The organism is Kushneria phyllosphaerae, assembly GCF_900312995.1.
Classification (GTDB): domain Bacteria; phylum Pseudomonadota; class Gammaproteobacteria; order Pseudomonadales; family Halomonadaceae; genus Kushneria; species Kushneria phyllosphaerae.
The window spans coordinates 1,041,820-1,068,650 of the sequence record NZ_ONZI01000001.1; the positions used below are offsets into that span (position 1 = coordinate 1,041,820).

Genomic DNA, 26,831 nt, shown 5'->3' on the forward strand with positions numbered 1-26,831 from the left:
AGGCCCGCTATGCTTGAAATGCCTCGCCCGTCCGGGCGGGTGTGCCATCTCAAGGAGTGCCATGATCATGACCCAAAAGGCCGACAGTCTCTGGCAGCAGCGACTCCATGACTTTCGTGACGCCGTTGCCGGGGAGCCGATGCCCGGATGCGGTGCCACGGCCGTGGTCAGCGCCGATCTGGGCCTGGCACTGGTGCTCAAGGGATTGAATCTGAGCCAGCAGCATGACGCCAGCGCTCCGCGTCAGGCCTTGATCGATGAAGGCAACTCGCTCAAGCAGCGCCTGAGCCCGCTGGCCGAGAAGGATGTGGCGGCGTTTGAGGCCTTCATGGCCGCGGTGGGGCGCGACAGGGAGGATGACGAGCGCACGCAGGCCATCCATGTCGCGGCCCATAACGCCGTTGAGGTGCCGCTGGAAACGGCCCGACTGTGCGATGCGGCGCTGGCACTGTCGTATCAGGCCAGGGCGCACATCGAACAGCAGTTCACAAGCGATGCCATTGCCGGTGCCCGCCTGATTCATGCCGCGCTGCATGGCGTACTGCTCAATGTGGATGCCAATGCCGGACAGCTTGGCAGTGATGCGGCCCGGGACCAGGCAAGGCATGCCCGTGAGGGTCTGGCGCAGCGCGCCGATGCTCTGCTGGCGACCGTCACGGGTGACCTGGCCTAAGCCCCGCCCCGTTCATCTCATCAGCTCATGGCCCAGGCGATTTTTCGCCGCTGGGTCAGCGCGACAGCGCCATCAATCAGGATCAGCAGCACCAGGCTGCCGCCCAGAACCGGCAGGGCCAGCCCGAGCAGAATGGCAGCGACCACCACGGCCAGCGCTGCCGGTCGCGGTGCCTGCCAAAGCGCCTGCATCAATGTCACGGGCGTCACCGCGGCGCTGCCACGAGTCGGACGACGGCGCCACCACATGGCATACCCCAGCACCAGCATGACCACCAGCGCACTGGCAAACACGACCAGCACCAGCTGATTGATCACGCCGAACAGCACGCCCATGTGCAGATCCACTCCCCAGCGGGTCAGTTTGGCCGCCAGCGGGAACGTTTCGAATCGGGTGCGATCAATCACGGCCATGGTGGTCGGGTCGATGGCGGCTTCATCCACTTCGGTGGGCCATTCGCGGCCGATTTCGCGTACCTTCCAGGCATTGCCCGGCCTTGCAGCGGGGATGACCTCGATTTTATCTGCCGTCAGCCCTTCGGTGCGGGCTGCGGCCAGCACGCGGTCATGCAGCGCCGGATCAGGGTCACTTTTCATCATGGCCATGTTGTGGTCTGAGTGATCGGCATGTTCGGCGTGCGGGCCATGCTCGGCCGGCGTCAAGCCGTCCAGATGGGTAGAGACTGTCGGGGTCTGCCAACCGTACATGTGACGCAGCTCGCCGATATTGCCCCCGGCGTATTTTGACCAGGTCAGCCCCGTGGCGGAGAAAAATACGAAACCGATCAGCGCCCAGGGGCCCAGCTTCTGGTGCCAGCGACTGGCGCGTTGACCTGCGTTAGCGTTGCCATCATGGCCAGCGCGCGCGTCGCTGCGCCGGCGCTTGAACCAGAGCGCCAGCCCGCCGAGGGCAACGATCCAGAGCCATGAAGCGGCCAGCTCGCTGTAAATGCGGCCCGGCTCGCCCAGCAGCAGGCTGCGATGAAACTTGTCGATGGTGATGCGAAAAGCCGAGATGCCGCTGGTGCCATACACCGGCAGGGCACCGCGAATCTCGTTAGTGACCGGATCGACAAACATCGCCAGATGCTCCCATTGTCCAACGCTCGGGTCCGAAAACATGACTCGAGTGGTCTCGCCCGGTGAAGGCGCCGGACGAACTGCCATGGGGGCCTCATCGCGTCCCAGCGCCTGCTGTGCAGCGCGGACCTGGTCGGCAAGTGGTAGCGGGGTGCCGCCGGTATTGTCGGTATAAAACTGCTCGTGATAGAGCGCTCTCTCGATCTGTGGTGTCAGGGCATAGACGATGCCGCTGAGGGCGACGAGCAAAAGAAACGGACCGACCAGCAGGCCGATATAAAAATGCAGTCGGGCGATGAAGGCCCAGCCCCACGGTCTGCGACCGACGGGATTTTTGACGGTATGATCTGTCATGAAGGCACCTGTCATGGCCATGGTCACGCATGCCATGGCGTAGTCTCGATCGGCCTTCTCTGATGGAGCGGGAGCGGCCGACGACGGCAAGAACGTAGTGTGGTGACGGTTCAGGCAGACAGGGGTGGGGCGCGCGACAGGGCGTTGGGAAAGTGTGGGTGCCGGGCATGGCCCTGCAGGCGAGCAAACACGGGCGTAGGGTCAGGCCCGGCACGGCTGGGGGGCATTGCCAGGGCCGTCTCTGCCATCAGCGGCGTATGGGCCAGCAGCGAGCAGTAGCCACACTGGGTAAGGTCCATATGACCGGCGGGATGTGTCCTGTCATCCTGGACGGCGCCGACCTGATGCATGTTCTGCGTCGGCTGCATGGCCATGGCGTGGCCGGCCGGCATGTCGACGCTCTGAGTGTGCCATGCAGAGGAATGGGCGCGCTCACGCTCATGGGCCAGCGCCAGTGTCTGTGACAGCACCGGGGCCAGAAATATGACCAGCATGGCGGCCAGGGCCAGCCATGCCGGAAGTGAGCAGCGCAGACGGGTCATGAGCGGGTAAGGACAGCGTCCGGAAGTAGAAGGATCAGAGTCCGTGACCTTACCGCAAACCGGCGCCTGATGACATCGCAATGCTGTGACGCAGGCCCGGCAGTATATTCATGGCAGACAGGAGAATACAGTTGGCCCCGGGAGGCCATGCCCCGGCAGTGGCGGAGCAGCAACACGCGACAGTCTAGTCGGCCGCAGAAACGCTGGTGGCCGAGACATCATTGTCATTGACTGCCTTGAGCGCTACGGGCACATGAAGGGCCACGGCGTCAGGCTGTACGTCGAACGGCTCATTGGCAGCGCCCACGATCAGGCGGCGACGTTCAAAGGCCAGATCGCTGCGCCGACCCAGATAGGTATCGCAGTCCCGGCAATGCACGGGATCCTCGACCGGGCGCAGGTGCCCCGATCTCACAATAATGCGTCGGCTGCCACAGTGAAAACAGCGGACATTGAGCTCTGTGGGCCTCATGAAACACCTCTGTAATTTATTTATCCATGTTATGTGATAAACCCCACACGCCCTAGCATGAAATTGCCTTTTCATACTTCAAGCTCAGGCCACTGGACCGTCTATTTCATGTCTTTAATGATTGAGTCAGTCGTGGCGCTGATCGTCAGGGATGGTCACCCCCAAAAGGTGTCCATCGGGTGCCGGTATCCCCTTGCGAATCCATGCTGAAAAGCCGGGAAAGGCATGGCCCCCGTTATCGGCCGCCAGTGCCCTGGAGTTGATATGACCGCGCGACTTTAGTTCAACAAGCGGGCGGGAGGTGTCCAGGGCTTTCAGATCATATAGATAGCCGGGCAGGTAGCCCGACAGCAGCAGGCGGTAATCAACGGGCAGCCCCGGAATAATGTTTTTCACCATGTCAAAGACCAGCGTGGTGCAGTTGCTGGTCAGCGTGTTGTAAAAGGCCGGCGTGTCGCGCAGCTCGTCGGCCTTGTCGAGGTAGGCCAGAAAGAGCGTGCGTGCCGCGCCTTCCGGCAGGGCCACACGATAGAGATAGACCTCTTCTGCGCGCACGTTGGAGCGGGTGCGCACGATATCGTGCTCATCGGCGGCGACCAGCGCCATCTCGAACTGTTTGAAAAAGCCGCCGATGGCAGAAAAGGCCTCGTCGCGCTGTCGGCGAATCTCGACGGAAAACACCAGCTGGCGGCCGTCATCAAAGCCGAAGCTGACCAGTGTGTGGGCGATGGCCGGCCCCATCCAGTAGGAGACGATCAGATCCGTGGAGGCCAGTTCGGAAAGATCATAGGTGCGTGTCTCCCAGCGCTCGGTATAGCGCTCCGGCGTCAGCCAGTCGAAGTTGCGCACGTTCTCGATCGTGACAAGGTCCCTGTCGATGACAGCATGGGGCAGACGCGACACGTCATCGGCCCAGTCCCGATCATTTCGGGGCGCAATGCTTTGCCACCAGATCATCAGAACCGTCAGTGCCAGAAGCCATGCCGTCAGAACGATTCGGCGTCGCAGAATGGGCACATGCAGGGTCGCCAGCACTGCCCCCAGTCCGATAACGCCCCAGCCTGCCATGACCATTACGGTCACGGCAGAAGGCCCCGGCAGCTGATAAAAAAGCGCCAGTGCGCCCCACAGGGTGGCCGGCACGATCAGCAGCGCGGCGACAAGACGCCAAGTCCAGCGCAGGGTGGAGCGCAAGCCGCGTGTTAAAGGGGAGGGCATGAAGGGGCTCCGGTCATTGCGATCAGGGAAATTTTTAAATCGGGCATGATGTCGGATCCGCTGTCATGCGCCAGGCTTGAGCCAAAGATAACGCATTGCCCGAGCGAGAGCCTGCCAGGAGAGCACCATGGCCATACCGTCCCCCGTTGCACCGGATATCCGCCGCACCATGATCGCTGCCATATTGCTCGGCATCGGCTTCATGGCCGCCATTGATGAAATCATCTTTCACCAGGTGCTGGCCTGGCACCACTTCATCGATACCGGTTCCTCGGCACTGGCGCTGGCCTCTGATGGCCTGTTGCACACCATGGAGCTGGTGCTCTTCATTGTTGGGGCCTTCATGATGATCGAACTGCATGGGCGTGCCGCTCAGGCCCCCGGCTATCGTGGCCCCGGGTTCCTGCTCGGCATGGGCGGTTTTCAGACCTTTGACGGGATCGTCGATCACAAGATTCTCGGTCTTCATCAGGTGCGCTATGTCGAGCATGTCTGGCTCTACGATATCGCCTGGGTCGGCGCGGGGCTTGTAGTGCTGGCCATCGGCTGGAAGCTTTTGCAGCGTGCGCGGCAGGGGCAGGCGACAAGTCAGCACTGATCAGACAGGCACCGCCGTGACCGCCCACTCGACCCTGCACGCGCCCATGGCCATGGGCGCGACTTCTGCCATTGCATGGCTGCTGATCGCTTGTCTCTGGCTTGTCTATATCGCGGGCGTCTGGCGCACGCATCGACAAAAGCCCTGGCCCTGGTGGCGAACGCTTTTGTTCACGGCAGGCTGTCTCACGCTTGCCGTGGCGTTTGTGCCCGCGCTCATGCACGCCGCCCATCAGGACGTGCGCTGGCACATGGTGCAGCATCTATTGCTGGGCATGTTCGCCCCGCTCGGTCTGGTGTTTGCCACCCCCATGACGCTTTTGTTGCGCAATCTGCCGCCCGGTGGCGCTCGACGGCTGGTGCGCTTTCTGGGCACAGTACCGGTGCGCGTGCTGACCCATCCTGTTATCGCGGCACTTCTGGATATCGGCGGCATGTATCTGCTCTACATGACGCCACTGTATGCCATGAGCCTCTCCACGCCGTGGCTGGGTCATTTTCTGCATCTGCACTTCATTATTTCTGGCACGCTTTTTACCTGGGCGATTGCCGGGCCTGACCCTGCGCCGCATCGCCCGGGCTGGCGCATGCGCATGGGCGTGCTGTTCGTTGCCATGGTGGCACACGCTACGCTGGGCAAGCTCTTGTATGCCTTTGGTTTCCCGCACGGCACCGGCGCCGGGCTCGAGGAACTTCATCAGGCGGCGATGTGGATGTACTACTGGGGGGATCTGGCCGAAGCGGTGCTGGTGGCAGCATTGATGCTGGCCTGGCTGCGCCGTCGCCGTCGTGCGCTGCACCCTGATGGGCCCCCGGCGGACACTCGTACCGGCTCGGACGCGTCATTGCGGGTCGATGATCCTGGCAAAATGGCGTAGACTGCGCCGCAAATTGCTTGCCCCCTCCATGACGTGTGCCCGACCTGATGCGGTGTACACGTGACGTATTGTGCGGACCCCGTCTTGCAACTCGACATCCAAAAGCTTGGCTGCGAGCGCGATGAGCGCTGGCTTTTCAGCGACCTTGACTGGCAGATCAATCCGGGCGAGCTGTGGCGCATTGAAGGCCCCAACGGCTCTGGCAAGACCACGCTGTTGCGCATTCTTTCCGGCCAAATGGCGGACTATACCGGCACGCTCTCCTGGCACGGCGAGAAGCTTTCCCGCTGTCGCGAGGCCTTTATGGCCTCGATGCTTTATATCGGTCATCGTCCGGGCGTCAAAAAGGCGCTCACGGCGCTTGAAAACCTCGACTGGTATCAGGCCATGAGTACGGTGGAGGAGGGCGGCGCCCGGGCACGTCGCGACGCCTGCTTTCAGGCGCTCGAGGCGGTGGGGCTGGCAGGCTTTGAGGAGACGCCGGTGGAGGCACTTTCCGCCGGTCAGCAGCGCCGCGTGGCGCTGGCCAGGCTGGCCCTTGGGCATCAACGGCTCTGGATTCTGGATGAACCCTTTACCGCCATCGACCGCGACGGCGTGCGTCAGCTGGAGCGCTGGATGATGGCGCACTGTGAGGCCGGTGGCAGTGTGGTGGTGACTTCGCATCATGACAGCGGGGAACTTTTACCCGCGTCCAGGGTTCTTAGAAACCTTCGCTTTGACGGGCAGGGAGGCGTACACGTTGACTGCTGAGCGCGCCGGCCCCCGCAGGGCTGTCGAGCCTCTGCCGGGCCTCTGGCAGGGATTTGCGGCCACGCTGGGTCGCGACTGTCGGCTGCGTTTTCGTCGCCGCAGCGAGCTGGCCAATCCGCTGATCTTCTTTGCGCTGATCGTTACCCTCTTTCCGCTGGGTCTGGCGCCTGACAGCACGCTGCTGTCAGGCATCGCGCCCGGACTTTTATGGGTCGCCGCGCTGCTGTCGGTGCTGCTGTCTCTCGATGGTCTTTTTCGCGATGACTTCGATGACGGCACGCTCGAGCAGCTTCTGCTCGCCCCGCAGCCGGCCAGCGTGCTGGTGCTGGCCAAGATCGTGGCGCACTGGCTGACCACCGGCCTGCCGCTGGCGCTGATCTCGCCGCTGCTGGCGGTCATGCTGTCCCTGCCCGGTCACAGCATGGGCGTTTTGATGCTGACGCTGCTTTTGGGCTCGGCCACGCTGAGCCTGGTGGGCGCCATTGGCGCGGCGCTGACCGTGGGGCTTCGGCGCGGTGGCGTGCTGCTGTCGCTGCTGATTTTACCGCTGTATACGCCAGTGCTGATCTTTGGCGCCGGTACGGTACGCCTTGCCGTGGACGGCGCCGTGATTGCGCCCTGGCTTGCGCTGATGGGCGCCATGCTCGCCCTGTCCCTGCTGGCCGCGCCCTGGGCGGCGGCCGCTGCCCTGAAACTCTCGCTTGATGGCTGACCCTGCCCCGGCACCGACTTGAACAACGTTGATCGATAATCATGTGGCCCATTATTCATAAACTCGGCTCCCCCAAATGGTTCTACACCATGAGCGGGCGCTGGCTGCCGTTTCTCTGGGGGATCGGTACGATCCTGGTCGTTACGGGCAGTGTCTGGGGACTGGCCTTTGCACCGCCCGACTACCAGCAGGGCGACAGCTTTCGCATTCTCTACGTGCATGTGCCGGCCGCCATTCTGGCGCAGTCCTGCTTTGCGCTGATGGCGAGTTGCAGCCTGATCTTTCTGGTCTGGCGCATCAAGCTGGCGGATATGGTGGCCGGCGCCGCGGCGCCCTTTGGTGCGGCGATGACCTTCAGCGCGCTGTTTTCCGGTGCCATCTGGGGTGTGCCGACCTGGGGCACCTGGTGGGTGTGGGATGCGCGACTGACCTCGATGCTGCTGCTGCTGTTTCTCTATCTGGGCATCATGGCCCTGCGGGGTGCCTTTGCCTCCCGCGATGGCGGTGCCCGGGCGGCGGCCATCCTGTCGCTGGTCGGGGTCATCAACCTGCCAATCATCAAGTATTCGGTGGTGTGGTGGAACACGCTGCATCAGGGCGCCACCTTCAGCCTGACCGAAAAGCCGGCCATGCCGGCGAGCATGTGGCTGCCGCTTCTGCTCATGGTCGTCGGGTTCTATCTGCTGTTTGCCGCCGTCACGGTGGCCCGCACGCGCAACGAGATCATCAGACGCCAGCCCACCGCCCGCTGGGTGCGCGCGCTGGTGCAGGGAGGGCGCAATGGCCTTTGAATCGCTGGCCGATTTCTGGGCCATGAATGGCTACGCCGTCTATGTCTGGCCGGCCTTTGGGGTCGTGCTGGGCAGTCTGGTGGCGTTTGCCCTCTATAGCCTGCTGGAACAGCGTCGGCTGCTGCGCCACGTGGCCGCGCTCGAACGACGTGAAAGACAGTGTCCCACGGCTCGCCCCGCCACCGATGACGGAGAGACGACATGAAGGCGCATCGTCGACAGCGGCTGACCCTCATTGTGGTGCTGGTGGCCCTGGCAGGCGTGGCCATCGGGCTTGCGCTCTATGCGCTGCGGGCCAACATGAACCTTTTCTATTCTCCGACCCAGATCAGTGCCGGGCAGGCACCCGGTGGACGTTCGCTGCGCGCCGGCGGCGTGGTGCGTGGTAACAGTGTTCAGCGTGATCAACAGACGCTGGATGTGACCTTTACCGTGACCGATTTCGAACATGATGTACCAGTGCACTATCGCGGCATCCTGCCGGATCTCTTCCGGGAAGGGCAGGGCGTGGTCATTGTCGGCACGCTCGACGAGCGCGGCTGGATCGAGGCCAGCGAGGTGCTGGCCAAACACGATGAAAACTATATGCCGCCGGAAGTCGACGGGGCGCTCAAGGCCGCCGAAGCGAGCAGGGCGATTCCCTCGGATGCGCCCGCGGTGGCCGACAGCCGCGCCTCCGGAACGCCCTGAAACGAGATCGTCATGCTGATTCAGATTCTTCCCGAACTCGGGCTCTACGCCATGATGCTGGCGCTTGCCATGGCGCTGGTGCAGGCCATCGTGCCGCTGGCCGGCAGTTTGACCCGTCGCCCGCTGTGGATGAGCTACGCAGTACCAATGGCCTGGGGACAGGCGCTTTTTTTGCTGACGGCCTTTGTCTGCCTGGCGCTGGGTTTTTTGTTCAATGACTTCAGCGTGACCTACATCGCTGACAATGCCAATTCCAACCTGCCCTGGTATTACCGACTCAGTGCGGTCTGGGGCGGGCATGAAGGGTCGGTACTGCTGTGGTCGATGATGATGGCCTTCTGGGGGCTGGCGGTCAGTGTCTTTTCGCGCAATCTGCCGCGTGACATGCTGGCCCGGGTGCTCTCGGTACTGGGCATGATCAACGCAGGCTTTCTGATTTTTATTCTGGCCACGTCGAGTCCGTTCGATCGCATCCTGCCGGTGCCTCCGTCGGACGGTGCCGACCTTAATCCGCTGTTGCAGGACCCGGGGCTGATCGTACATCCGCCGATGCTTTATATGGGCTATGTCGGCTTTTCGGTGGCCTTTGCCTTTGCGCTGGCCGCACTCATGGGCGGTCGCCTGGATGCGGCCTGGACGCGCTGGGCGCGCCCCTGGACCAATCTGGCCTGGGCGTTTTTGAGCGTGGGCATTGCGCTGGGCAGCTGGTGGGCCTATTACGAGCTGGGCTGGGGTGGATGGTGGTTCTGGGACCCGGTCGAGAACGCCTCATTAATGCCCTGGCTTGCCGGTACGGCGCTGATGCACTCGCTGGCCGTGACCGAAAAGCGTGGCGGCTTCAAGAGCTGGACGGTGCTGCTGGCGATTGTCACCTTCTCGCTGTCGCTGCTGGGCACCTTTCTGGTGCGCTCGGGGGTGCTGACCTCGGTTCATGCCTTTGCCAACGACCCTTCCCGCGGCACGTTTATCCTGATTCTGCTGGGGCTGACCGTGGGCGCCTCGCTGACGCTGTATGCCTTTCGGGCGCCCCGGGTCAAAAGCCCGCTCGGTTTTGGCTGGTTCTCCCGCGATGCGATGCTGTTGTTCAATAACATCCTGCTGCTGGTGATGATGGTGACCGTGCTGCTGGGCACGCTCTATCCGCTCATTCTCGACAGTCTGGGTCTGGGCAGGATTTCGGTAGGCCCACCCTATTTCAACACCCTGATCGTGCCGCTGACGGTAGCACTCGGGCTTTTCATGGGCACAGGCCCGGTGACGCGCTGGAAGCAGATGGCGCCGCGCGAGCTGATCAAGCGGCTGTGGCTGAGTGCGATCGTCTCGCTGATTGTCGCGCTGACGATTCCCTGGCTTTATGACGGCGCCTGGTCGCTGCCGGTCAGTCTGGGGCTTCTGGTGGCGGCGTGGATCGTGGTACCGCTGGTGCGCGAGCCGTTAACGCTGATCCGTCGCTTTGGCCTGCGCGGGCCGGCGAAGCTTTCGCGCAGCCACTACGGCATGGTGCTGGGCCATATCGGCATGGCGATGACCATTGTCGGCGTGACCATGGTGTCGAACTACGATCACGCCGATAACGTGCGCATGCGCCAGGGGCATTCGGTCGAGGTCGGCGGCTATCGCTTTACCATGACCCAGCTCAACGAGGTGCATGGCCCCAACTATCTCGCTGATCGCGCCACCGTCCGAGTGACGCAGGGCGATCGGCTGATTGCGATGCTGCATCCGGAAAAGCGCTTTTTTGATGCCCGGCGTCAGGCCATGACCGAAACCGCGCTGGACCACGGGCTGACCCGTGACCTGTACGTGGCCATGGGCGAGCCGCTCGATGATGGCGAGTCGTGGGCGATGCGCATTCAGGTCAAACCCTTCGTGCGGTGGCTGTGGCTGGGCGCCCTTTTGATGGCCGCCGGCGGCATTCTGGCGGTCTGTGACAAGCGCTACCGTCACCGCAGTCGAACCCGACAGGCGATGGAGGCCCGTCCATGAAAAAACGCTACTGGCTGTTCGTGCCGCTGTTGATCTTTGTGGTACTGGCGGTGCTGCTCTGGCAGGGCCTTGGGCGCGACCCGTCAAGCCGCGAGTCGGCACTGCTGGAAAAGCCCTTTCCGGCCTTTTCGCTGACCACGCTGGAAGACCCCGATAAAAAGGTGGATGCCTCACTGCTGGAAGGGCAGGTGACGCTGATCAACGTCTGGGGCGAGTGGTGCCCGACCTGCAAGCGTGAAATGCCTCAGCTGCTGGCGTTAAAGGCGCGCGGCGTGCATCTGGTCGGGGTGGATTACAAGGACACTCGCGACAGGGGGCGCGCCTTTTTGAACGAGTTCGGCAATCCCTTTGCACTCACCGTCTTTGACCCGGAAGGGTCGCTCGGTTTTGACCTCGGCGTTTATGGGGCGCCCGAGTCCTTTATCGTCGACGCTCAGGGCAACATTCGCTATCACCACACGGGCTATATCACGCCCGAGGACGTCGAGGGCGTGATCCTGCCGGAGATTCAGCGATGGCAGTGATCCCGAGGGCACTGATGGCGCTGCTGGTGGCAGCCCTGCTGATGCTGACAGGCACGGCAGGCGCCGACGATCTGCATCACTTTGATGACCCTGCCCTGCAGGCGCGTTATGACGGTCTGACCGCCTCGCTGCGCTGTCCCAAGTGCCAGAATCAGGCGATTGGTGACTCCGGCTCGCCCATTGCCGGCGATATGCGCACGTATGTCGCGCGCGCGCTGCGTCGTGGCGACAGTGATGAAGACATTCGTCAGGCCATGGTGGATCGTTTCGGCGATTACGTGCTGTATCGACCGCGCCTTGAGTGGCGCACCATCGCGCTCTGGGCGGGTCCCGGCGTGGTCGTATTGCTGGGCGTTGCGGCCATTGCAGCACTGATTCGCTCGCGCCGCCTTGAGCGTGCCCAGGCACTGAACAGTGACGAGCGACAGCGCCTTGAGACGCTGCTGTCGCGCCATGAGCGCTCGAACCATCAGGACAGGAGTCAGCAATGACGGCGTTATGGGTAGGCCTGGCCCTGCTATTGGGTGTGGCCATCATGTTTTTGCTGCTGCCGCTATGGCGCAGCCGTGGCCTGCGGGCAGCGCAATCGGCGCTGGAAACACGAGGGGATGAGGTTCAGGACAACGTCACCGTGTTTCGCGACCGACTGGCAGACCTTGAAACAGAGCTGTCGCGGGGCGAGATCGACCAGGCGCGGTTTGATACGCGGCGACTTGAGCTTGAGCGTGACCTGCTTGCCGATACCGAGGGGCAGACGCCCCAGGAGCTGAAGTCGACCTACAGTGGCTGGTGGTTGACGGCCATCGTGGTGGTGGCCGTAGGCTTTGGCTCGCTGTATGCCTATTACCGCGAAGGCAGCGCAGGGGATCTTGAGCTTTATCAGGCCCGCCAGCAGGTCGAGCAGGACGGCGGCGAGCCGCAGCAGTTCATCGCCCGTTTTGAGCAGGAGGCCGGTCGCCAGCCCGAAAATCCCAATGTCTGGGCATCGCTCTATCCGCTGTATCGCGACAGTCAGCAGTATACAAAAGCCGATCACGCCCTGACCCGGCTGATCGATTTAAAGGGCCGGGCGCCGTCACTGGTGTCGGAGCTGGCCCAGATTCGCTTTGTTGAAAACGATCGACAGATTAATGATGACATTCGGTCGCTGGCCGACGAGGTGCTGGCAGATGACCCGCGTCAGCCCACGGTGCATGGGCTGCTGGGCTTTGCCGATTTCACGGATGGTGACTATCAGGGCGCCATGGATCACTGGCGTATCGCGATTGCCGGCAGCGATGATGAGGGCAGTCAGACCGCGCTGCGTCAGGCGATGGCGGCGGCCAGGGCGCGGATGGGGCCCACGGCCGGCGGCGCGCCGGTCGAGCAGGACAGCGAGGCGCGCAACGAACAGGGCAGCCGGCCCTGAAATCGGTGCCTGCGCCCTAGCCGGCGTCCTGTGCCGGCAGCCGCTGTGACTCGGCGCAGGCACACTCCAGGCCATGCAGCAGCGCGCCCAGCCCTTCGGGGGCGCGGGCCTTGAACCGGGCACTGGTCATGACGCGAAGCGAGTGGGCCCAGGTCATGCTGCCGCCCGCTGCCATGAGTCGTTCGACCAGATCCACATCCTCATGACAGTGCAGCGGCCGAAAGCCGCCCAGCGCCTGATAGGCTGCCATGCGGATGCCCAGGTTGGCACCATGCACATGCTGTCGGCCGACGTTCTGGTGCTGATGCGCCAGATAGCGTGCGCGCAGCGCCGGCGATAGCCCGTGCCATTGATTCAGATGAATCCCGCCACAGACCGCATCGGTGCCGAAGGCACATTGAGCGCTCAGCCATGTTTCGGGCACGCAGGTATCGGCATCGGTAAAGGCCAGCCAGTCGATGCCCTCCGGCAGCGCCTGTACCCCGGCATGCCGGGCCATGCCCACATTGCGCGCGTTCACGCTCACCCGGAGCACGTCATGGACCCTGGCGATGGCCGCCGAGCGGTCCCGGCAGTCGTCGAGCACCACCACCAGCGTGACCTCATGCCCCAGACTGCGCGCATGGCGGGCGGCGCGGGCCAGCGAGTCCAGACATTCTCCCAGATGCTGCTCTTCATCATGAGCAGGGACTACCACGCCGATGCGCGCCAGGTCATTACGGGATGTCGTCATGAGCGTCCTTTCGACGAGAGACCACCGGCGAGGCCGTGCGCTGCCAGAGATCGATCAGGGTGTCGCTGTCCTCGTAATGGCCGTGGTGGGCGTAGTTCAGGCGGCTGCCCAGCGTCTGATGAACGCTTTGAGCATTCAGGCGGCTACCATCGATCGGGTGACGCCAGTGACAGGCCAGAAGCTCGCCATCACGGCTCAGCGCGGCATCGATACGTTCACACAGGGTCTCAAGTGCCTCGGGGTTCAGGTAATACCCCATCTCGCTGACAACAATCAGATCAAACTGGCCGGCGGGCCACTGATCCGGTACCGCGCCGCAGGTGATGCTCACATGAGTCTGGCCCTCAAGGGCCTTGCGTGCGCGGGTCACGGCGCTGTCGCTGACATCCTGCAGGCACAGGGCGTCACAGCGCAGGGCCAGTTCGGCGCTGAGCACCCCGATGGAGCAGCCGGGTTCAAAGGCCCGGCGATAGCGCTCGCGTGTCAGCATCGCAAGGGTCAGGGCGCGTTTTCGTTTTTCATACCAGCGGGTGTGGTACTGCCACGGGTCAGCGTGTTCGGCATGGAGCTGCTCGAAGGCCTGAGCGTCCAGACGGGTCATGGGCATCGCCTCCTGTCAGTCATGGGCACCGCCCAGGAGCTCGTCGATAAAAAAGACTTCATAAGGACGCATCAGGCGTGCCAACACATGGCCGGGCAAAATCGGTGCTTGTCCGGTGGCTGGATCAACCGAGAGCTGACTCTCGTGGGCCTGGATGGCGGCTTTTTTTCTGGCCAGCATGTCCGCATCAAGGAGCAGGCGCCGGGCCCTGGTCCAGGGGACGCGAGAATCCCTGGGGGCGGCCCAGTGCCAGGTCCAGATCGGGATTTCGATCAGACGGGCGCCGGTCGCTTCACAGGCCCTCGCGCAGGCGCGCCCGGTGGCTTCGTGATCGGGATGGCCATCGCCACGCCAGGTGGTCAGCACCACGTGATCAGCGGTGAGCTGCGCTGCCAGATGCTCAAACAGCGAAGCTTCATGGTGCGCAACGCAAGTGTCCGGCAGGCCCAGCCGCTCAAGAGTCGTTTGTCCTTCACAGCCCAGTGTCGACAGCGCCCGTTCACTCTCGATGGGGCGCTGACGGGCGAGGCGCTCGGCACTCCAGTGCGTGGAGCCCGTATGGCTTGCCGTGCCATCGGTCACGGCGATCAGGTGCAGGTGATGGCCAGCCGCAGCGAGCTGGAGCATCAACCCGGCAAGGCCCAGCGTTTCATCATCCGGGTGGGGGGCCACAATGACGGCCTGCTGATGGGGCGCCACCAGTGCCTCATGGGAGATCAGGGGCAGGGACTCGAGTTTCCCCAGACGCTGCCAGTCGACTTCCGGGGTGCCTTCGCCTTCGATTCGACGATCATCAGCGCTCATAACGACCACCCGCTGCTGGCGTCGTCGCAGAGTTTGCCCAGAGCACTCAGGTCGCGCTCGGCGTGGCTCTGGCGCAGGTAAACCGGCAGATCCGCCATCATGTGGGCGAAATGGCGATCGCGGCAGAAGGGACCCGCCCCCAGCGCTCGTCCGCAGTGGGCAATGATCTGTTCAACGCTGTGCTCGATGATGGCGCGAGTGCGCAACGCCAGCGTCCGAGCCTCCCTGTCGGGGTGAGCATCAATGACGGCGGCGGCGTCTCGAAGGGCGATCAGGCCGGTCTGCAGCGCCACATCGACGTGGCCCAGATGCGCCATCATGAGAGGGTCGTCCTGGCGTGAGGCTGCTCCGGCCTGCAGTGTCCGGGCCAGCGCATGCGCACCGCCCAGCCAGCAGGCTGCGATGCCGGCGCCGCCCTGCCAGAAGCCGGGGCGCGCGATATAGGCATCAAACCCGCCAATCAGGGTGGCATGGGCGTCAGAAAAGCCTACCTCGACGCTCGCGGTGGCCTGCATGCCAATGGCCTGCCAGCCCCGATCAGTGACCGTGACGCCCTCCTGATCAAGGGCCACGGCGGCCAGCCGCTGCCGGTCTTCGTGCCAGACGGTCATCAGCGCGTGAGTGACCATCGGTGCCCCCGAACACCAGGCCTTGGTGCCGTTGAGCCGGGCCTGATCATCATGATAGTGGCTGGCCTGTGCACTGATCTGCACTCTGGCCTGGGGCGGCTCGGCGGCCCACATGGCCCAGCGGGCGTCATCAGGAGTGTCAGGCGTGACGCCCAGCTCGGCCATGATGGCCAGCGCGTCCGTGTGGCCTTCATAAAGCTTGGTGAGTGCCAGATCATGACCTGCAACCTGATACAGGGCGCGCCAGCGCGACAACGTCTCGCCTGATCCGGGACAGGGCAGCGGCCCCAGTGCAATCAGCTGATCCAGCAGGGTGGCCAATTCGAAGATGGTCTCGGCGGGGGCGTCGTGGCACGCCAGAACATCGCTCAGACGCTGAAGGAAAGAGGCTGCCATGCAAACTCCTTGTTCGGCCTGCCCTGGGCGATCCGTGCCGGTAGGGGGTAAGACCAGAGCCTGAGCATAGCCGGGAAGCCACCGTGCCATATTGTCTGGGGTTAAGCTTTTGCAGTTGGATACAATTTTCGGCCGGCCATTAAAAAGGGGCTGCCGCCAGGCAGCCCCTTTTTAATGATCAGCGCTCTGGCCGTCTTGCGCGGTCACCGACTGGCCTCGTCGAGGGTCCTGAGCGCCTCGTCATCCAGTTTGAGCCGCGTGGCCTGCACAAGCTGATCAAACTGGCGCTGCGAGGTGGCGCTTGCAATCGGGGCCGTCACCGCAGGCTGCGCAATCAACCAGGCCAGCGAGACGGCAGCCGGGGTGGCTTCAAGGCGTTCCGCGACCTGGTCGAGCGCCTCCAGTACGCGCATGCCGCGCTCATTGAAATACTGCTCGACGAACTGCTCGCGCGCCTTGCCGCTGGCATCCTCACGCGTACGGTACTTGCCGGTCAGAAAGCCGCTGGCCAGCGAGAAGTAGGGCGTCACGCCCAGGTCATGCTTCTGGCAGATATCGGCGAGGTCGTTTTCAAAGTCATGGCGATCATAAAGATTGTAGAAGGGCTGTAGTGCCTCATAGCGCGGCAGGCCGTTGTCGCCGGCAACCTGCATGGCCTCATTCAGACGCGCGCCCGAGTAGTTCGAGGCTGCAATGTGGCGCACCTTGCCCTGCTCGATCAGACGTTGATAGGCCTCCAGCGTTTCTTCAAGCGGTGTCTCGGCGTCATCGCGATGCGAAAAATAGAGGTCCAGATAATCGGTCTGCAGCCGTTTGAGTGAGCCTTCAATGGCCTGCATGATCCAGTCCCGCGAGAGTCCCTTGCCGCTGCCGGACATCTCCATGCCGACCTTGCTGGCAAGCGTCAAGCGGTCACGGTTGCCGCGCGCCTTGAAGTAGCGCCCCAGTACCGATTCGGATTCTCCACCCTGATGGCCCTCGGCCCAGCGGGAGTACACATCGGCCGTATCGATGGTGTTGAAGCCGGCATCGAGCCAGGCATCCAGTATCTCGAAGGACTGCTTCTCATCGAGCGTCCAGCCAAAGACATTACCGCCAAAGATGATCGGGGCCGTTGTCAGATCGCTGCGGCCCAGCTGACGCATTTCCATGATCACTCCCGGTTCAATGGATGTGTCATCAAGCGTAGTCGGTGTGGGTGGTCTCTACCGCAGGGCATGTCCCGCGCCGTGTCGCGGGAAGGCGATCAGGAACCCGTGGCCAGGGTCAGCGAGAGGCGAGCTGGCGTACGGTGTCACCGGTCAGAAGGCGTCTTGCACCCAGGAAGTGGCGCTGCCAGTAGTCGCCGGAAAGCGAGCTGACGCGAATGTTTTCCCCGGTGCGCGGGGCCTGAACGAACTGGCCATCGCCCAGATAAACGCCGACATGATCAGCAGCGCTGGCGGCTTTTATGCGGAAAAAGACCAGATCACCGCGCTTGAGCGAGTCCATGGTGACCGGCGTCGATTTTGACCAGTGATACATGCCATTGGCGGTGCGTGGCAGATCCCCGGAGAGGAGGTCACGAAAGGCGTAATAGATCAGACCGCTACAGTCGAAGCCTGCCTGGGGGGTCGTGCCGCCCCAGAGGTAGGGTCGCCCGACCTGATCCATGACGGTGTCCATGGCGCGGGCCATGGCGCGGGCCATGGCCATTTCGCCGGGGCGGTCGATCTCTTCGTTGAAGGCGTACTTCTTGTAGTTGAAGTTATCCACCCCCGCAGCGATGGCCTGTGTCGATCGGTTGGGTGCAATCGAGCGGCCCTGGGCGGCGGCCTTTTTGAGCTGGGTTTCGGACAGGCCCAGCTGGCGGGCACGCGCCTGCTCGCGCTTGCGCTTGGCCCGCAGTTCGCTGGCGGTGCCGTGCTCGGGTTGCAGCAACTGTCGAGCCTGCGCCGGCTCAACGGCGCCAGGCAAACAGGGGCTCAGCAGCAGGATCAACAGCAGACCCAGCGCCCCCTGGCGGGCCGCTCGGCGTGAGAAGTCTGGATGTGGCATGTGGGTGCTCATCGGGTCGGTATCGTGTCAGGGCATGGGCCGACGCCACAGCGCGCGGCAATCTGACAAATCACGGCAGGGGCATTGATAACATCCCGAGGGGGTGCCTGGACATGATCAATGCGCGCATTCTAACGTTGAGCGCACCACATCGCGACCCGGGTTATAGAGGCAAGTAGAGGCCAATGTTCACGTGGCTGCACTTGAAAGCGCCGTGTTAGACGATCAATACGGCCGTTTCGAGCATTTTCTGAAGCGGCCGGTGAGAGATAGACGACATGGCGGGCATGAATGCCATCAGTGCCTCGATCGTTTTAACCGACCATCATGAGTTCAACGGCCTGCTGATGCTGATTCCAGGTTCACATGAAAAGTTCGTGCCCCGCACTGGCGAGACGCCGGAAGACAGCCACGGGTATTCGCTGAAAAGCAGGAAACGGGGGCGCCTGTCGGCGGGCGTGGGGTATATACCCAGAAGACAAGCGCAAGAGGCAAGCGGCAGAGCGCCATCGTGCCTTGCCGCTTTTTCATGGCTCTGGTTTTGTTATGCCTGTAATAAAGCGTAATTTGCATCAATAATCATGCATGGATCTTCAAAAGGAACAGGCCATGGCCTTCCAGCCCGGTTTCACCGATGGACGCACGCTTGCCGAGCCCCTGGGCAAGATTGTCTGCGTGGGTCGCAACTACGCCGCCCATGCCAGAGAGCTCAACAACGAAGTGCCGACATCGCCGCTCCTGTTTATCAAACCTGCCTCCAGCGCCACGCCCATGCGTGAGCGCATTCGCGTGCCGAGACATCTCGGCGAGGTACATTTTGAAACCGAAGTGGCTCTTCTGGTGGGCCGCCGGCTGTGTCGTGCCCGTCCCGAAGAGGTGCTCGAGGCGATTGCCGGCGTGGGGTTGGCACTGGATCTGACCCTGCGGGATGTGCAGTCACGGCTCAAGGACAAGGGCCACCCGTGGGAGCGGGCCAAGGGCTTTGATGGCGCCTGTCCGATCAGCGAGTTCGTGCCCTTTGACCCCGAGCAGATGGCGCTGGATGATCTGCGATTTACCCTGACCATTGACGGTGAGCGTCGCCAGACCGGGCATACGGCCCTGATGCTGTTCAAGGCCGTCGAGCTGATTGTTGAGATGTCGCGCTCATTTACGCTCGACCCCGGCGATGTGATCCTGACCGGCACCCCGGAAGGGGTGGGCGCGCTGCCCGAGGGCGCACGGCTGGCGCTGTCGCTGGACGGGCATTTCGAGATCACGGCCCGCAGCTGATTTCATGCTGAAGCAGGCTGAGCGTATACTCGATATCCTGTGCCGGGCCTGACACCCGGCCGCGCTATCCGCGCAGTGCGTGTGGCCCGCTTTCGAAGATCCGAAAGCCCTGCGGCGACACGCTTCTGTCGAGGTTCAGACATGCTCGTCACGGGCGGTATTGCTGCCCTGCGGGTCTGATATCGACAGCGCTTTCGTTGGTTCCGGGTATTGCGCACCCGCGGGATGGTCCGGGACCTGTTCGTATTCATTACCATCAAAAGTGATCAGATCATGAGCCAGGAAGACCGGCCGGATAGCCCCTCCACCGCCCCGCTTGCCAACGAGCGGGCCCATACCCGTCGCCATTCATCGCTGGTGGTTGACGGCCCCGGCAAGGCTGCCAGCCGCGCCATGCTGCGCGCCGTGGGTTTTAGTGATGAGGATTTCAAAAAGCCTCAGGTCGGGATTGCCTCGACCTGGAGTCGCGTCACCCCCTGCAATAGCCACATCAACGTGCTGGCCGATGCGGCCAGTGACGGTGCCGATGAAGCCGGCGGCAAGGGCGTGGTGTTCAACACCATTACCATCAGTGACGGCATCGCCAACGGCACCGAGGGCATGAAGTATTCGATGATCTCGCGCGAGGTCATTGCCGACTCCATCGAGACCGTGGCTGGCTGTGAAGGCTTTGACGGCGTGATCGCTATTGGCGGCTGCGACAAGAACATGCCTGGTTGCATGATGGGTCTGGCGCGCCTGGACCGTCCCGGTATTTTCGTTTACGGCGGCACCATTTTGCCGGGTGAAGGCCATACCGATATCGTGTCGGTGTTTGAAGCGATGGGCGCCCACTCCCAGGGCAACATGGATCTCATTGACGTCAAGCGCATCGAAGAGACCGCCATCCCCGGCCCCGGCTCGTGCGGCGGCATGTATACCGCCAACACCATGGCCTCGGCCATCGAAGCGCTCGGCATGAGTCTGCCGAACTCCTCGGCGCAAAACGCCGTATCGCAGACCAAGCAGGACGACAGTCGCGAAGCCGGCGCTGCCGTTCTCAAGCTGCTCGAGCTCGACATCAAACCGTCCGACATCATGACGCGCAAGGCGTTTGAAAACGCCGTGACCGTGGTCATCAGTCTCGGGGGGTCGACCAATGCGGTGCTTCACCTGATCGCGATTGCCAACACCATCGGCGTGGAATTGACGCTGGATGACTTTACCGAAATCGGCAAGCGCGTGCCGGTGGTGGCGGATCTGCGCCCCAGCGGTCATTACATGATGAGCGAGCTGGTCGCCATCGGCGGTATTCAGCCGCTGATGAAGATCCTGCTTGATGCCGGGCTTTTGCACGGCGATTGCCTGACCGTGACCGGTCAGACGCTGGCCGAGAACCTGGCCGATGTGGCGCCCTATCCGGAAGGTCAGAACATCATCAAGCCGCTGGACAACCCCATCAAGGCGTCCAGCCACCTGCGCGTGCTTTACGGTAACCTGGCGCCGGAAGGCTCGGTCGCCAAGATCACCGGCAAGGAAGGCACCCGCTTTACCGGTACGGCGCGCGTGTTCAATTCCGAAGAGGAAGCGCAGGCGCGCATCAACGACCTGACCGTGGTCGCTGGCGACGTGCTGGTGATTCGCTATGAAGGCCCGCGCGGCGGCCCGGGCATGCGTGAAATGCTCACGCCGACGTCGGCCATCATGGGTCGCGGTCTGGGGGATGCCGTGGCGCTGATTACCGACGGGCGCTTCTCCGGCGGCAGCCACGGCTTCGTGGTGGGTCACATCACGCCGGAAGCCTTTAACGGCGGGCCGATCGCGCTGGTCGAGGATGGTGACGAGATCACCATTGATGCCGAAAACGACGTCATGACCCTGCACATCGATGACGCCGAGATGACGCGTCGGCGTGACGCCTGGCAGCGGCCGAAGCCGCGCTATACCCGCGGTGCGATGGCCAAGTATGCCCGTACCGTCAGCTCGGCCTCTCTCGGCGCCCTGACCGATCTGCCGGAAGCGACTGACGATCTGAACTGATCGCCCGCCTGTCCCTGCATGACAACGCCCCGGCCATGGTCGGGGCGTTTTTTTGTCCCTTTTACTGTTTTATGAGCATAAGTAGATGTAATGTCGATTTGGCCTCAAGTGGCATCCACGACGGACGATAGAAACCAAAACAACCTAACGTGGTGGCCTGGCCGGTCAGCCTTTAGACAGGATCGGAACGATGTACTCTCTACTTTCAAACCTGGCGTTACGCTACAAGTTCATGATATTGGGCTTTTTGGCCCTGTTGATAACCATCATTCCCACGGTGCTGTTCACACAATCCATTAATGATTCACTGGATAATCGGGTAGCCCGCCTGCAGGGACTGGCGCCGGAGCGTGCCATCGTGACCGCGATTGGTCTGACCCAAAAGCATCGGGGCATGTGTGCCCGTCTGCTCAATGGCGATGCTTCGGCCCGGGCGCCCTGCCAGGCGTTGAGGGATCAGGCCGATCAGGCCTACGCCCGCACGGCCGAGCTGATCGCCACTCAGTCAGACAATGACAATGCTACCGAGACCTGGCAATCGATCACCCAGGAGTGGCAAGACGTCAAGGCATTGTTTGGCAGTGACCTGCCCGAGGCATCGCGAAGTTTCGAGGTGCATACGGCGCTTATCAGAAACATGCTGGAAGCCGCCCGTTATCTGCTGGATGATTTCCGGCTGAGCCTGACGTCACAGCCTGATGTCTATCAGCTGGTGCAGAGTCTTTTTGTGGAAATGCCGGCACTGACTGAAGCGTTGGGACAGCTGCGGGGTCGCGGTGCCGGGCAGCTTGCCCGCGGGGAGGCAAGTGTGGCTGAGCGCAGCATCATGGAGGCGTTGCGGATTCAGGCACTGGGCAATCACCGGGTGCTTGAGCATGGCCTGGAAAGTGTGATGCTGTACCACCCAGAAATGGAGGCTGCACTCCAGGAGCCCCTGAAAACGGCGACCACACAGCTGATGCAGGGACTGTCTCTGGTCAAGGATGTAATCCTTCAGGCGCAGTCACTGGAAGCGGCACCACAGGATTATTTCAATACGCTGACGTCTACCATTGAGGCCCAGCTGGCCCTGAGTGATGTAGCGGTCAGCCAGCTGCAGGATCAACTGCAGCATCAGATCAGCGACCTGCAACAGCAGAAATGGGGACTGCTGGGCGTGCTTGGTGCCGGTCTGTTGCTGGCCCTGGGGCTGGGCACGATAGTGGCCCGGGCGATCGTGCGGCCGATTCACGATGCTGTCGATATGGCCCGCCGGGTAGCGGATGGCGATCTCACAGGTCGATTAACGGTGCGGGGCCGTGATGAGTGCGCCCATCTCGCGCGTGCCCTCAATGAGATGGGAGAGGGGCTGACCCGGATAGTGAGCGAGGTGCGCAACGGCTCGGAAACCATTGCCACGGCCGCCGGTCAGATCGCCTCGGCCAACATGGACATGTCACAGCGTACCGAGGAACAGGCCGCGTCGCTTGAGCAGACCTCGGCCAGCACCCAGCAGATTCACACCACGGCCGGCCGCAACGCCGAGCACACGCGCGAAGCCGGCGACATGGCGCTGAGTGCCTCGCGTACGGCGAAGGAAAGCGGCGACCTCATTCACGGCGTGGTGGCCACCATGCAGGCCATTCACCAGGACTCCGATCGCATGTCGGAGATCATCTCCATGATCGACAGCATCGCCTTTCGCACCAATTTGCTGGCTCTGAACGCCTCGATCGAAGCGGCCCGTGCGGGTGAGCATGGTCGCGGTTTCGCCGTGGTGGCCAGCGAGGTCCGCGGTCTGGCGCAGCGCAGCGCCTCAGCTGCAGACGATATTCGCTCTCTGATCGAAACCTCCGGCGAACGAGTGCGCGACGGAGTAACTCAGGTAGATCAAGCGGGCAGCGCCATGCAGACGCTGCAGGATGGCATAGAGCGCGTTGCTGCCATCACCGATGAAATAAGGGTCGGCTCGGACGAGCAGAGCACGGGTATCGACCAGATTCACCAGGCCATCAGCCAGATGGACGACGTCACGCAGCGCAATGCCGCCATGGTTGAGCAGACGTCGGCCGCTGCCACATCTCTGGAGGAGCAGACCGAAATCCTGCGCCGCCTGATGGCTTCGTTCAGACTTCAGGCCACGAGCTGAACCTCTAAAACGCGGCAATTCTGACATCAAAACGCCCCGGCCACGGCCGGGGCGTTTTTTTGCCTGCTTGTATCTTTTTCTGCGTACTTAGAGCGTCAGCGGCTGCGTCTTGTCGGCAAGCCAGGCGCGGGTCTCATCATCGAGCGTGGGCGACAGGCGCTCAAACACCGTGCGATGGTAGTCATCCAGCCAGGTCATTTCGTCTTCACGCAGCAGCGTGGGTTCGATCAGGCGAGTATCGATGGGGCACAGCGTGAGCGTCTCGAAATCGAGAAAGGCGTCATCAGTGAGAGGGTCAACCTGCGTTACGAGACGGTTGGCGACCAGATTTTCGATGCGAATGCCCCATTGGCCGGGGCGATAAAGCCCTGGCTCGATCGAGGTGATCATGCCTTCACGCATGGCGGTCTGCGGTGTGGGCTGCGCGCCGCGCGAGATCACCTGCGGGCCTTCATGGACGTTGAGGAAATAGCCCACCCCGTGGCCGGTGCCATGACCGTAATCAAGGCCTGCCTCCCATAGCGGTGTCCGGGCGATGGCGTCCAGCCGCGGCGCTTCGATGCCTTCGGGGAAGCGGGACCGTGACAGCGCCATCATGCCCTTGAGCACGCGGGTATAGTCGGCCCTTTGAGCCGATGTTGGCTCGCCCACCGGGATGACCCGGGTGATGTCGGTGGTGCCGTCAAGATACTGGGCCCCGGAGTCGATCAGCAAAAGCCCCTGACCCTTGATGCTGGAATGCGCCGCCTCGGTGGCGCGGTAGTGCGGCAGCGCGCCATTGGCGTTGAAGCCGGCAATGGTGGGAAAGCTGCGCGAGATGAAGTGCTTCTCCCGCGTGCGCTCGGCCGTGAGGCGTGCATCGATGGTCAGCTCGGTGATCGCCTCCCCACGTTCCAGCGTCGCCTCGAGCCAGCAGAGAAACCGGCACAGGGCGGCGCCATCACGCGTCATGGCCGCGCGGATGTGGTCGATCTCCGCCTCGCTTTTGCAGGCCTTGGCCAGCGTGGTCGGCTGAAAGGCCTCCACAAGCGTGACCTGACCGGACAGGGCCTGAACCAGTGACAGCGTCACCCGTGCCGGGTCGAGCAGAAGCCGCGTGCTTTCGGGCAGGCGGGTCAGGGCATCGAGGGCCTCGGCATAGTCATGCAGGAATACGCCATCGTCGGCCAGCGCCTCGCGAAGTACCGCAGAGACCTTGTCCTGATCGATGAACAACCGAACATGATGCGCATCGACCAGCGCATGGGCCAGAAACACCGGGTTGTAGTCCACGTCGCTGCCGCGCAGATTGAAAAGCCAGGCGATGTCGTCAAGCGTCGAGATCAGATGGGCATCGGCGCCGGCCTCATCCATGGCCTGGCGCAGCTGCTTCAGGCGATCAATGCGGGTCTGGCCGGCAAAGGTGTCGTCATGGGGCGTGACTGGTGCCTGGGGCAGGGCCGGGCGATCGAGCCAGATCTCCTCGAGCAGGTCCCGGTCACTTTTGATCGTGACGCCCTCGCCCAGCCGCGCGGTGAAGGCGCGATGGGCGGCCAGCGGCAGCACGGCCCCATCAAGCCCCAGGGTAATGGCGCCCGTATGGTTGGCGTCGAGCCAGTCAATCGGCGCCAGAATCTGCTGGCCCTGAGCCACCTTCATCATCTTGATGCCGCTGCCGGAAAGTTCCTTGTCGGCCTGTACCCAGTAGCGACTGTCGACCCAGAGCCCGGCAAAGCCATGCGTGACCAGCAGCGTACCGACCGAGCCGGTAAAGCCGGTCAGCCATTCGCGACCCTGCCAGTGGCCGGGCAGATACTCCGACAGGTGTGGATCAGAGGAGGGCACCAGCCAGGCATCAATGCCGTGCGTCGTCATGGCCTGGCGCAGGGCGTCGATGCGTTGTGAAGGAGTGTCGACTAGAGCGGTCATTGCGGTGTCTCCGAGGTGCCTGATTCAGCGGTGCGGCTGTGGGTCAGCAGGCGGCGGATGGGTTTGATCAATATCATGAGTATGACCGCCCCGATCAACAGCGCCAGCGCGCAGCGCCCAAAAAGTTCAGGCAATTGGGTGACATGTTCGGGGCTGACATGGCCGCCAATCAACCCGGCGACCAGGTTCCCCAGCGCCGAGGCGGCAAACCAGATCCCCATGATCTGGCCACGCATGGACATCGGTGCCAGCTCCGTCATGGTCGATAGTCCCACCGGGCTCAGGCAGAGCTCGCCCAGGGTGAGCAGCAAAAGACTGGCCACGATCCACAGCGGTGAGACCAGACCGGCACCGTCAACGACCTGCCAGGCGGCCATCACCATCAGGCCAAAGCCTGCGGCAGCGAACACGAGACCGGCGCCGAACTTGGCAACGCTTGACGGCTCAAAACCGCGTCGTGCCATGGCCGGCCACAGCCAGCCAAACAGCGGTGCCAGCACAATGATGAACAGCGGATTGAGTGACTGGAACCAGAGCACCGGAATGTCAAAGCCCATGACCTGACGGTTGGTGTAATCCGAGGCAAACAGGTTATAGGAGGTAGGCTGCTGTTCGAAGGAAGCCCAGAACAGGGCCGCGGCCATGAACAGAATCAGACAGACAATGACACGGGCCTGCTCGTGCCGGTTGAGGCCGTTGAAAAACATCAGATAGATGAACCAGCCCAGCACGCACAGCCCCACTACATAGCTCATGGCGGTGGCGATGGCGACCGGGTTGAAGGTAATGACGCCGGACAGGCCGAGCGCGGTCACCAGCGCCACCAGCAGCAGACAGATCGTCACGCCGATGCCGACATGGCGGCGTTGATTGACCGGCGCATCCCAGCTCGATTCGCGCCCGTGCTCCCGGTCAAAACGCTGCATGGCCGGAACTGCGGTGAGCCGGAAGATGATCAGCGCGAGCAACATGCCGAGACCGCCGGCGCCAAAGCCCCAGTGCCAGCCAATGTTTTCCATGGCAAACCCCGTCACCAGCGGGGCGATCAGCCCGCCCAGATTGATGCCCATGTAGAAAATCGAGAAACCGCCGTCACGGCGCGCATCGCCCTCTTTATAGAGGGTGCCGACCATGACCGAGATACAGGTCTTGAAGATCCCTGAGCCCAGCACGAGCAGAATCAACCCGATATAGAACATCGGTGTGCCCCAGAGTGCCGACAGCGCGATGGACAGATGACCCAGCGCAATCAGAATCGAGCCATACCAGACCGCGCGACGCTGGCCCAGCCAGTTGTCGGCCAGCCAGCCGCCCGGCAGCGTGCTCAGATAAATCATGCCGCCAAAGATGCCCACGATGGCAGCGGCGGTATCGCGGGGAATGCCCAGCCCACCGTCGGCAAGCGCTGCCGCCATATAGAGCACCAGCAGCGGACGAATGCCATAAAACGAGAAACGCTCCCACATTTCAGTGAAAAAGAGCGGCCCCAGCGGGCGAGGGTGGCCAAAAAAGCCGCGTTCAGAGGAAGTTGCCATGACAGTATCCAGCAGGTAAGACCCGGAATCGAAGCGGCCGGTGAGGCCTGTGATAAACGTCGTGCACCATACGAGCCGCCATCGCCGGGTGC

At 62.7% G+C, this 26,831-nt stretch carries 28 protein-coding genes; 16 read left to right on the forward strand and 12 right to left on the reverse strand.

Annotated elements, in window-relative coordinates; translation table 11 throughout:
• Positions 1-67: 67 nt before the first annotated feature.
• A complete protein-coding gene (locus KSP9073_RS04620; protein WP_108842046.1) occupies positions 68-673 on the forward strand; it encodes a cyclodeaminase/cyclohydrolase family protein in 606 nt (201 codons plus the stop codon).
• 20 nt (positions 674-693) lie between these two features.
• On the opposite strand, the gene KSP9073_RS04625 is transcribed toward KSP9073_RS04620, so the two are convergent.
• The 4 genes from KSP9073_RS04625 to KSP9073_RS04640 form a co-directional block, all read right to left on the reverse strand.
• Positions 694-2,106 carry a PepSY-associated TM helix domain-containing protein gene (locus KSP9073_RS04625; protein ID WP_207771402.1) on the reverse strand — a complete coding sequence of 471 codons (1,413 nt, stop codon included), beginning with the start codon at positions 2,104-2,106 and terminating at the stop codon, positions 694-696.
• A gap of 110 nt (positions 2,107-2,216) precedes the next feature.
• A complete protein-coding gene (locus KSP9073_RS04630; RefSeq protein ID WP_108841727.1) occupies positions 2,217-2,648 on the reverse strand; it encodes a DUF2946 domain-containing protein in 432 nt (143 codons plus the stop codon).
• Between the two features lie 184 nt (positions 2,649-2,832).
• Positions 2,833-3,120 (reverse strand): hypothetical protein, encoded by a 288-nt coding sequence (locus tag KSP9073_RS04635; RefSeq protein ID WP_108841728.1) that lies wholly within the window; start codon positions 3,118-3,120, stop codon positions 2,833-2,835.
• A 126-nt stretch (positions 3,121-3,246) separates the two neighbouring features.
• Entirely contained in the window at positions 3,247-4,338 is a 1,092-nt protein-coding gene (locus KSP9073_RS04640; protein WP_108841729.1) for an Lnb N-terminal periplasmic domain-containing protein, read from the reverse strand.
• 127 nt (positions 4,339-4,465) lie between these two features.
• Between KSP9073_RS04640 and KSP9073_RS04645 the strand changes: the two genes are divergently transcribed.
• The 11 genes from KSP9073_RS04645 to ccmI all read left to right on the forward strand — a co-directional run bounded on the left by KSP9073_RS04645 (position 4,466) and on the right by ccmI (position 12,677).
• Positions 4,466-4,936, forward strand: a complete 471-nt coding sequence (locus KSP9073_RS04645) for a DUF2243 domain-containing protein (RefSeq protein WP_207771403.1) — start codon at positions 4,466-4,468, stop codon at positions 4,934-4,936.
• Positions 4,937-4,952: 16 nt separating this feature from the next.
• Positions 4,953-5,813 (forward strand): cytochrome c oxidase assembly protein, encoded by an 861-nt coding sequence (locus KSP9073_RS04650; protein ID WP_243409109.1) that lies wholly within the window; start codon positions 4,953-4,955, stop codon positions 5,811-5,813.
• A gap of 84 nt (positions 5,814-5,897) precedes the next feature.
• Positions 5,898-6,566 carry a cytochrome c biogenesis heme-transporting ATPase CcmA gene (gene ccmA / locus KSP9073_RS04655; protein WP_108841730.1) on the forward strand — a complete coding sequence of 223 codons (669 nt, stop codon included), beginning with the start codon at positions 5,898-5,900 and terminating at the stop codon, positions 6,564-6,566.
• Positions 6,556-7,278 (forward strand): heme exporter protein CcmB, encoded by a 723-nt coding sequence (gene ccmB / locus KSP9073_RS04660; protein ID WP_439330931.1) that lies wholly within the window; start codon positions 6,556-6,558, stop codon positions 7,276-7,278. The genes ccmA and ccmB overlap by 11 nt, the downstream gene beginning before the upstream one ends.
• Positions 7,279-7,319: 41 nt before the next feature.
• Entirely contained in the window at positions 7,320-8,069 is a 750-nt protein-coding gene (locus KSP9073_RS04665; RefSeq protein ID WP_108841732.1) for a heme ABC transporter permease, read from the forward strand.
• Positions 8,059-8,274: a heme exporter protein CcmD gene (ccmD, locus tag KSP9073_RS04670; protein ID WP_108841733.1), complete on the forward strand. Its 216-nt coding sequence runs from the start codon at positions 8,059-8,061 to the stop codon at positions 8,272-8,274. The genes KSP9073_RS04665 and ccmD overlap by 11 nt, the downstream gene beginning before the upstream one ends.
• On the forward strand, positions 8,271-8,759 hold the full coding sequence (ccmE, locus tag KSP9073_RS04675) for a cytochrome c maturation protein CcmE (protein WP_108841734.1): 489 nt from the start codon (positions 8,271-8,273) through the stop codon (positions 8,757-8,759). Before ccmD ends, ccmE begins: the two co-directional genes overlap by 4 nt.
• Before the next feature lie 12 nt (positions 8,760-8,771).
• Positions 8,772-10,745 (forward strand): heme lyase CcmF/NrfE family subunit, encoded by a 1,974-nt coding sequence (locus tag KSP9073_RS04680; protein WP_108841735.1) that lies wholly within the window; start codon positions 8,772-8,774, stop codon positions 10,743-10,745.
• The gene (locus KSP9073_RS04685) at positions 10,742-11,269 is read left to right on the forward strand and encodes a DsbE family thiol:disulfide interchange protein (RefSeq protein WP_108841736.1); all 528 of its coding nucleotides are present in this window, start codon (positions 10,742-10,744) and stop codon (positions 11,267-11,269) included. The genes KSP9073_RS04680 and KSP9073_RS04685 overlap by 4 nt, the downstream gene beginning before the upstream one ends.
• The gene (locus KSP9073_RS04690; RefSeq protein ID WP_108841737.1) at positions 11,260-11,760 is read left to right on the forward strand and encodes a cytochrome c-type biogenesis protein; all 501 of its coding nucleotides are present in this window, start codon (positions 11,260-11,262) and stop codon (positions 11,758-11,760) included. Before KSP9073_RS04685 ends, KSP9073_RS04690 begins: the two co-directional genes overlap by 10 nt.
• Positions 11,757-12,677, forward strand: a complete 921-nt coding sequence (gene ccmI / locus KSP9073_RS04695; RefSeq protein ID WP_108841738.1) for a c-type cytochrome biogenesis protein CcmI — start codon at positions 11,757-11,759, stop codon at positions 12,675-12,677. Before KSP9073_RS04690 ends, ccmI begins: the two co-directional genes overlap by 4 nt.
• Before the next feature lie 16 nt (positions 12,678-12,693).
• Here the strand turns inward: ccmI and KSP9073_RS04700 are convergent, their stop codons facing one another.
• From KSP9073_RS04700 to KSP9073_RS04725, 6 genes are all read right to left on the reverse strand, one after another.
• The gene (locus KSP9073_RS04700) at positions 12,694-13,410 is read right to left on the reverse strand and encodes a glycosyltransferase family 2 protein (RefSeq protein ID WP_108841739.1); all 717 of its coding nucleotides are present in this window, start codon (positions 13,408-13,410) and stop codon (positions 12,694-12,696) included.
• Entirely contained in the window at positions 13,394-14,011 is a 618-nt protein-coding gene (locus KSP9073_RS04705) for an SAM-dependent methyltransferase (RefSeq protein WP_207771404.1), read from the reverse strand. The genes KSP9073_RS04700 and KSP9073_RS04705 overlap by 17 nt, the downstream gene beginning before the upstream one ends.
• 15 nt (positions 14,012-14,026) lie before the next feature.
• Positions 14,027-14,815, reverse strand: a complete 789-nt coding sequence (locus KSP9073_RS04710; protein WP_108841741.1) for a PIG-L deacetylase family protein — start codon at positions 14,813-14,815, stop codon at positions 14,027-14,029.
• Positions 14,812-15,840, reverse strand: a complete 1,029-nt coding sequence (locus KSP9073_RS04715; protein ID WP_108841742.1) for an acyl-CoA dehydrogenase family protein — start codon at positions 15,838-15,840, stop codon at positions 14,812-14,814. The genes KSP9073_RS04710 and KSP9073_RS04715 overlap by 4 nt, the downstream gene beginning before the upstream one ends.
• A 203-nt stretch (positions 15,841-16,043) precedes the next feature.
• Positions 16,044-16,991: an aldo/keto reductase gene (locus tag KSP9073_RS04720; RefSeq protein WP_108841743.1), complete on the reverse strand. Its 948-nt coding sequence runs from the start codon at positions 16,989-16,991 to the stop codon at positions 16,044-16,046.
• Between the two features lie 115 nt (positions 16,992-17,106).
• Positions 17,107-17,877, reverse strand: a complete 771-nt coding sequence (locus KSP9073_RS04725; protein WP_207771406.1) for a C40 family peptidase — start codon at positions 17,875-17,877, stop codon at positions 17,107-17,109.
• A 278-nt stretch (positions 17,878-18,155) separates the two neighbouring features.
• Between KSP9073_RS04725 and KSP9073_RS17955 the strand changes: the two genes are divergently transcribed.
• The 4 genes from KSP9073_RS17955 to KSP9073_RS04745 all read left to right on the forward strand — a co-directional run bounded on the left by KSP9073_RS17955 (position 18,156) and on the right by KSP9073_RS04745 (position 23,296).
• The gene (locus tag KSP9073_RS17955; RefSeq protein ID WP_207771407.1) at positions 18,156-18,443 is read left to right on the forward strand and encodes a hypothetical protein; all 288 of its coding nucleotides are present in this window, start codon (positions 18,156-18,158) and stop codon (positions 18,441-18,443) included.
• A gap of 43 nt (positions 18,444-18,486) precedes the next feature.
• A complete protein-coding gene (locus tag KSP9073_RS04735) occupies positions 18,487-19,149 on the forward strand; it encodes a fumarylacetoacetate hydrolase family protein (RefSeq protein WP_108842050.1) in 663 nt (220 codons plus the stop codon).
• Between the two features lie 273 nt (positions 19,150-19,422).
• Positions 19,423-21,168 carry a dihydroxy-acid dehydratase gene (gene ilvD / locus KSP9073_RS04740; RefSeq protein ID WP_243409110.1) on the forward strand — a complete coding sequence of 582 codons (1,746 nt, stop codon included), beginning with the start codon at positions 19,423-19,425 and terminating at the stop codon, positions 21,166-21,168.
• A gap of 190 nt (positions 21,169-21,358) precedes the next feature.
• Positions 21,359-23,296, forward strand: coding sequence for a methyl-accepting chemotaxis protein (locus tag KSP9073_RS04745; protein ID WP_108841745.1), 1,938 nt, complete (start codon positions 21,359-21,361; stop codon positions 23,294-23,296).
• An 87-nt stretch (positions 23,297-23,383) separates the two neighbouring features.
• On the opposite strand, the gene KSP9073_RS04750 is transcribed toward KSP9073_RS04745, so the two are convergent.
• The gene (locus tag KSP9073_RS04750) at positions 23,384-25,204 is read right to left on the reverse strand and encodes an aminopeptidase P family protein (RefSeq protein ID WP_108841746.1); all 1,821 of its coding nucleotides are present in this window, start codon (positions 25,202-25,204) and stop codon (positions 23,384-23,386) included.
• Positions 25,201-26,739 carry a peptide MFS transporter gene (locus KSP9073_RS04755; protein ID WP_108841747.1) on the reverse strand — a complete coding sequence of 513 codons (1,539 nt, stop codon included), beginning with the start codon at positions 26,737-26,739 and terminating at the stop codon, positions 25,201-25,203. Before KSP9073_RS04755 ends, KSP9073_RS04750 begins: the two co-directional genes overlap by 4 nt.
• Between the last annotated feature and the right edge of the window lie 92 nt (positions 26,740-26,831).

Coding starts and splice junctions, on each gene's coding strand:
- KSP9073_RS04620 (WP_108842046.1), top strand. CDS start 68: ATGACCCAAAAGGCCGACAGTCTCTGGCAGCAGCGACTCCATGACTTT.
- KSP9073_RS04625 (WP_207771402.1), bottom strand. CDS start 2,106: ATGACAGATCATACCGTCAAAAATCCCGTCGGTCGCAGACCGTGGGGC.
- KSP9073_RS04630 (WP_108841727.1), bottom strand. CDS start 2,648: ATGACCCGTCTGCGCTGCTCACTTCCGGCATGGCTGGCCCTGGCCGCC.
- KSP9073_RS04635 (WP_108841728.1), bottom strand. CDS start 3,120: ATGAGGCCCACAGAGCTCAATGTCCGCTGTTTTCACTGTGGCAGCCGA.
- KSP9073_RS04640 (WP_108841729.1), bottom strand. CDS start 4,338: ATGCCCTCCCCTTTAACACGCGGCTTGCGCTCCACCCTGCGCTGGACT.
- KSP9073_RS04645 (WP_207771403.1), top strand. CDS start 4,466: ATGGCCATACCGTCCCCCGTTGCACCGGATATCCGCCGCACCATGATC.
- KSP9073_RS04665 (WP_108841732.1), top strand. CDS start 7,320: ATGTGGCCCATTATTCATAAACTCGGCTCCCCCAAATGGTTCTACACC.
- ccmD (WP_108841733.1), top strand. CDS start 8,059: ATGGCCTTTGAATCGCTGGCCGATTTCTGGGCCATGAATGGCTACGCC.
- ccmE (WP_108841734.1), top strand. CDS start 8,271: ATGAAGGCGCATCGTCGACAGCGGCTGACCCTCATTGTGGTGCTGGTG.
- KSP9073_RS04680 (WP_108841735.1), top strand. CDS start 8,772: ATGCTGATTCAGATTCTTCCCGAACTCGGGCTCTACGCCATGATGCTG.
- KSP9073_RS04685 (WP_108841736.1), top strand. CDS start 10,742: ATGAAAAAACGCTACTGGCTGTTCGTGCCGCTGTTGATCTTTGTGGTA.
- KSP9073_RS04690 (WP_108841737.1), top strand. CDS start 11,260: ATGGCAGTGATCCCGAGGGCACTGATGGCGCTGCTGGTGGCAGCCCTG.
- ccmI (WP_108841738.1), top strand. CDS start 11,757: ATGACGGCGTTATGGGTAGGCCTGGCCCTGCTATTGGGTGTGGCCATC.
- KSP9073_RS04700 (WP_108841739.1), bottom strand. CDS start 13,410: ATGACGACATCCCGTAATGACCTGGCGCGCATCGGCGTGGTAGTCCCT.
- KSP9073_RS04705 (WP_207771404.1), bottom strand. CDS start 14,011: ATGACCCGTCTGGACGCTCAGGCCTTCGAGCAGCTCCATGCCGAACAC.
- KSP9073_RS04710 (WP_108841741.1), bottom strand. CDS start 14,815: ATGAGCGCTGATGATCGTCGAATCGAAGGCGAAGGCACCCCGGAAGTC.
- KSP9073_RS04715 (WP_108841742.1), bottom strand. CDS start 15,840: ATGGCAGCCTCTTTCCTTCAGCGTCTGAGCGATGTTCTGGCGTGCCAC.
- KSP9073_RS04720 (WP_108841743.1), bottom strand. CDS start 16,991: ATGGAAATGCGTCAGCTGGGCCGCAGCGATCTGACAACGGCCCCGATC.
- KSP9073_RS04725 (WP_207771406.1), bottom strand. CDS start 17,877: ATGCCACATCCAGACTTCTCACGCCGAGCGGCCCGCCAGGGGGCGCTG.
- KSP9073_RS17955 (WP_207771407.1), top strand. CDS start 18,156: ATGGCGGGCATGAATGCCATCAGTGCCTCGATCGTTTTAACCGACCAT.
- KSP9073_RS04735 (WP_108842050.1), top strand. CDS start 18,487: ATGGCCTTCCAGCCCGGTTTCACCGATGGACGCACGCTTGCCGAGCCC.
- ilvD (WP_243409110.1), top strand. CDS start 19,423: ATGAGCCAGGAAGACCGGCCGGATAGCCCCTCCACCGCCCCGCTTGCC.
- KSP9073_RS04745 (WP_108841745.1), top strand. CDS start 21,359: ATGTACTCTCTACTTTCAAACCTGGCGTTACGCTACAAGTTCATGATA.
- KSP9073_RS04750 (WP_108841746.1), bottom strand. CDS start 25,204: ATGACCGCTCTAGTCGACACTCCTTCACAACGCATCGACGCCCTGCGC.
- KSP9073_RS04755 (WP_108841747.1), bottom strand. CDS start 26,739: ATGGCAACTTCCTCTGAACGCGGCTTTTTTGGCCACCCTCGCCCGCTG.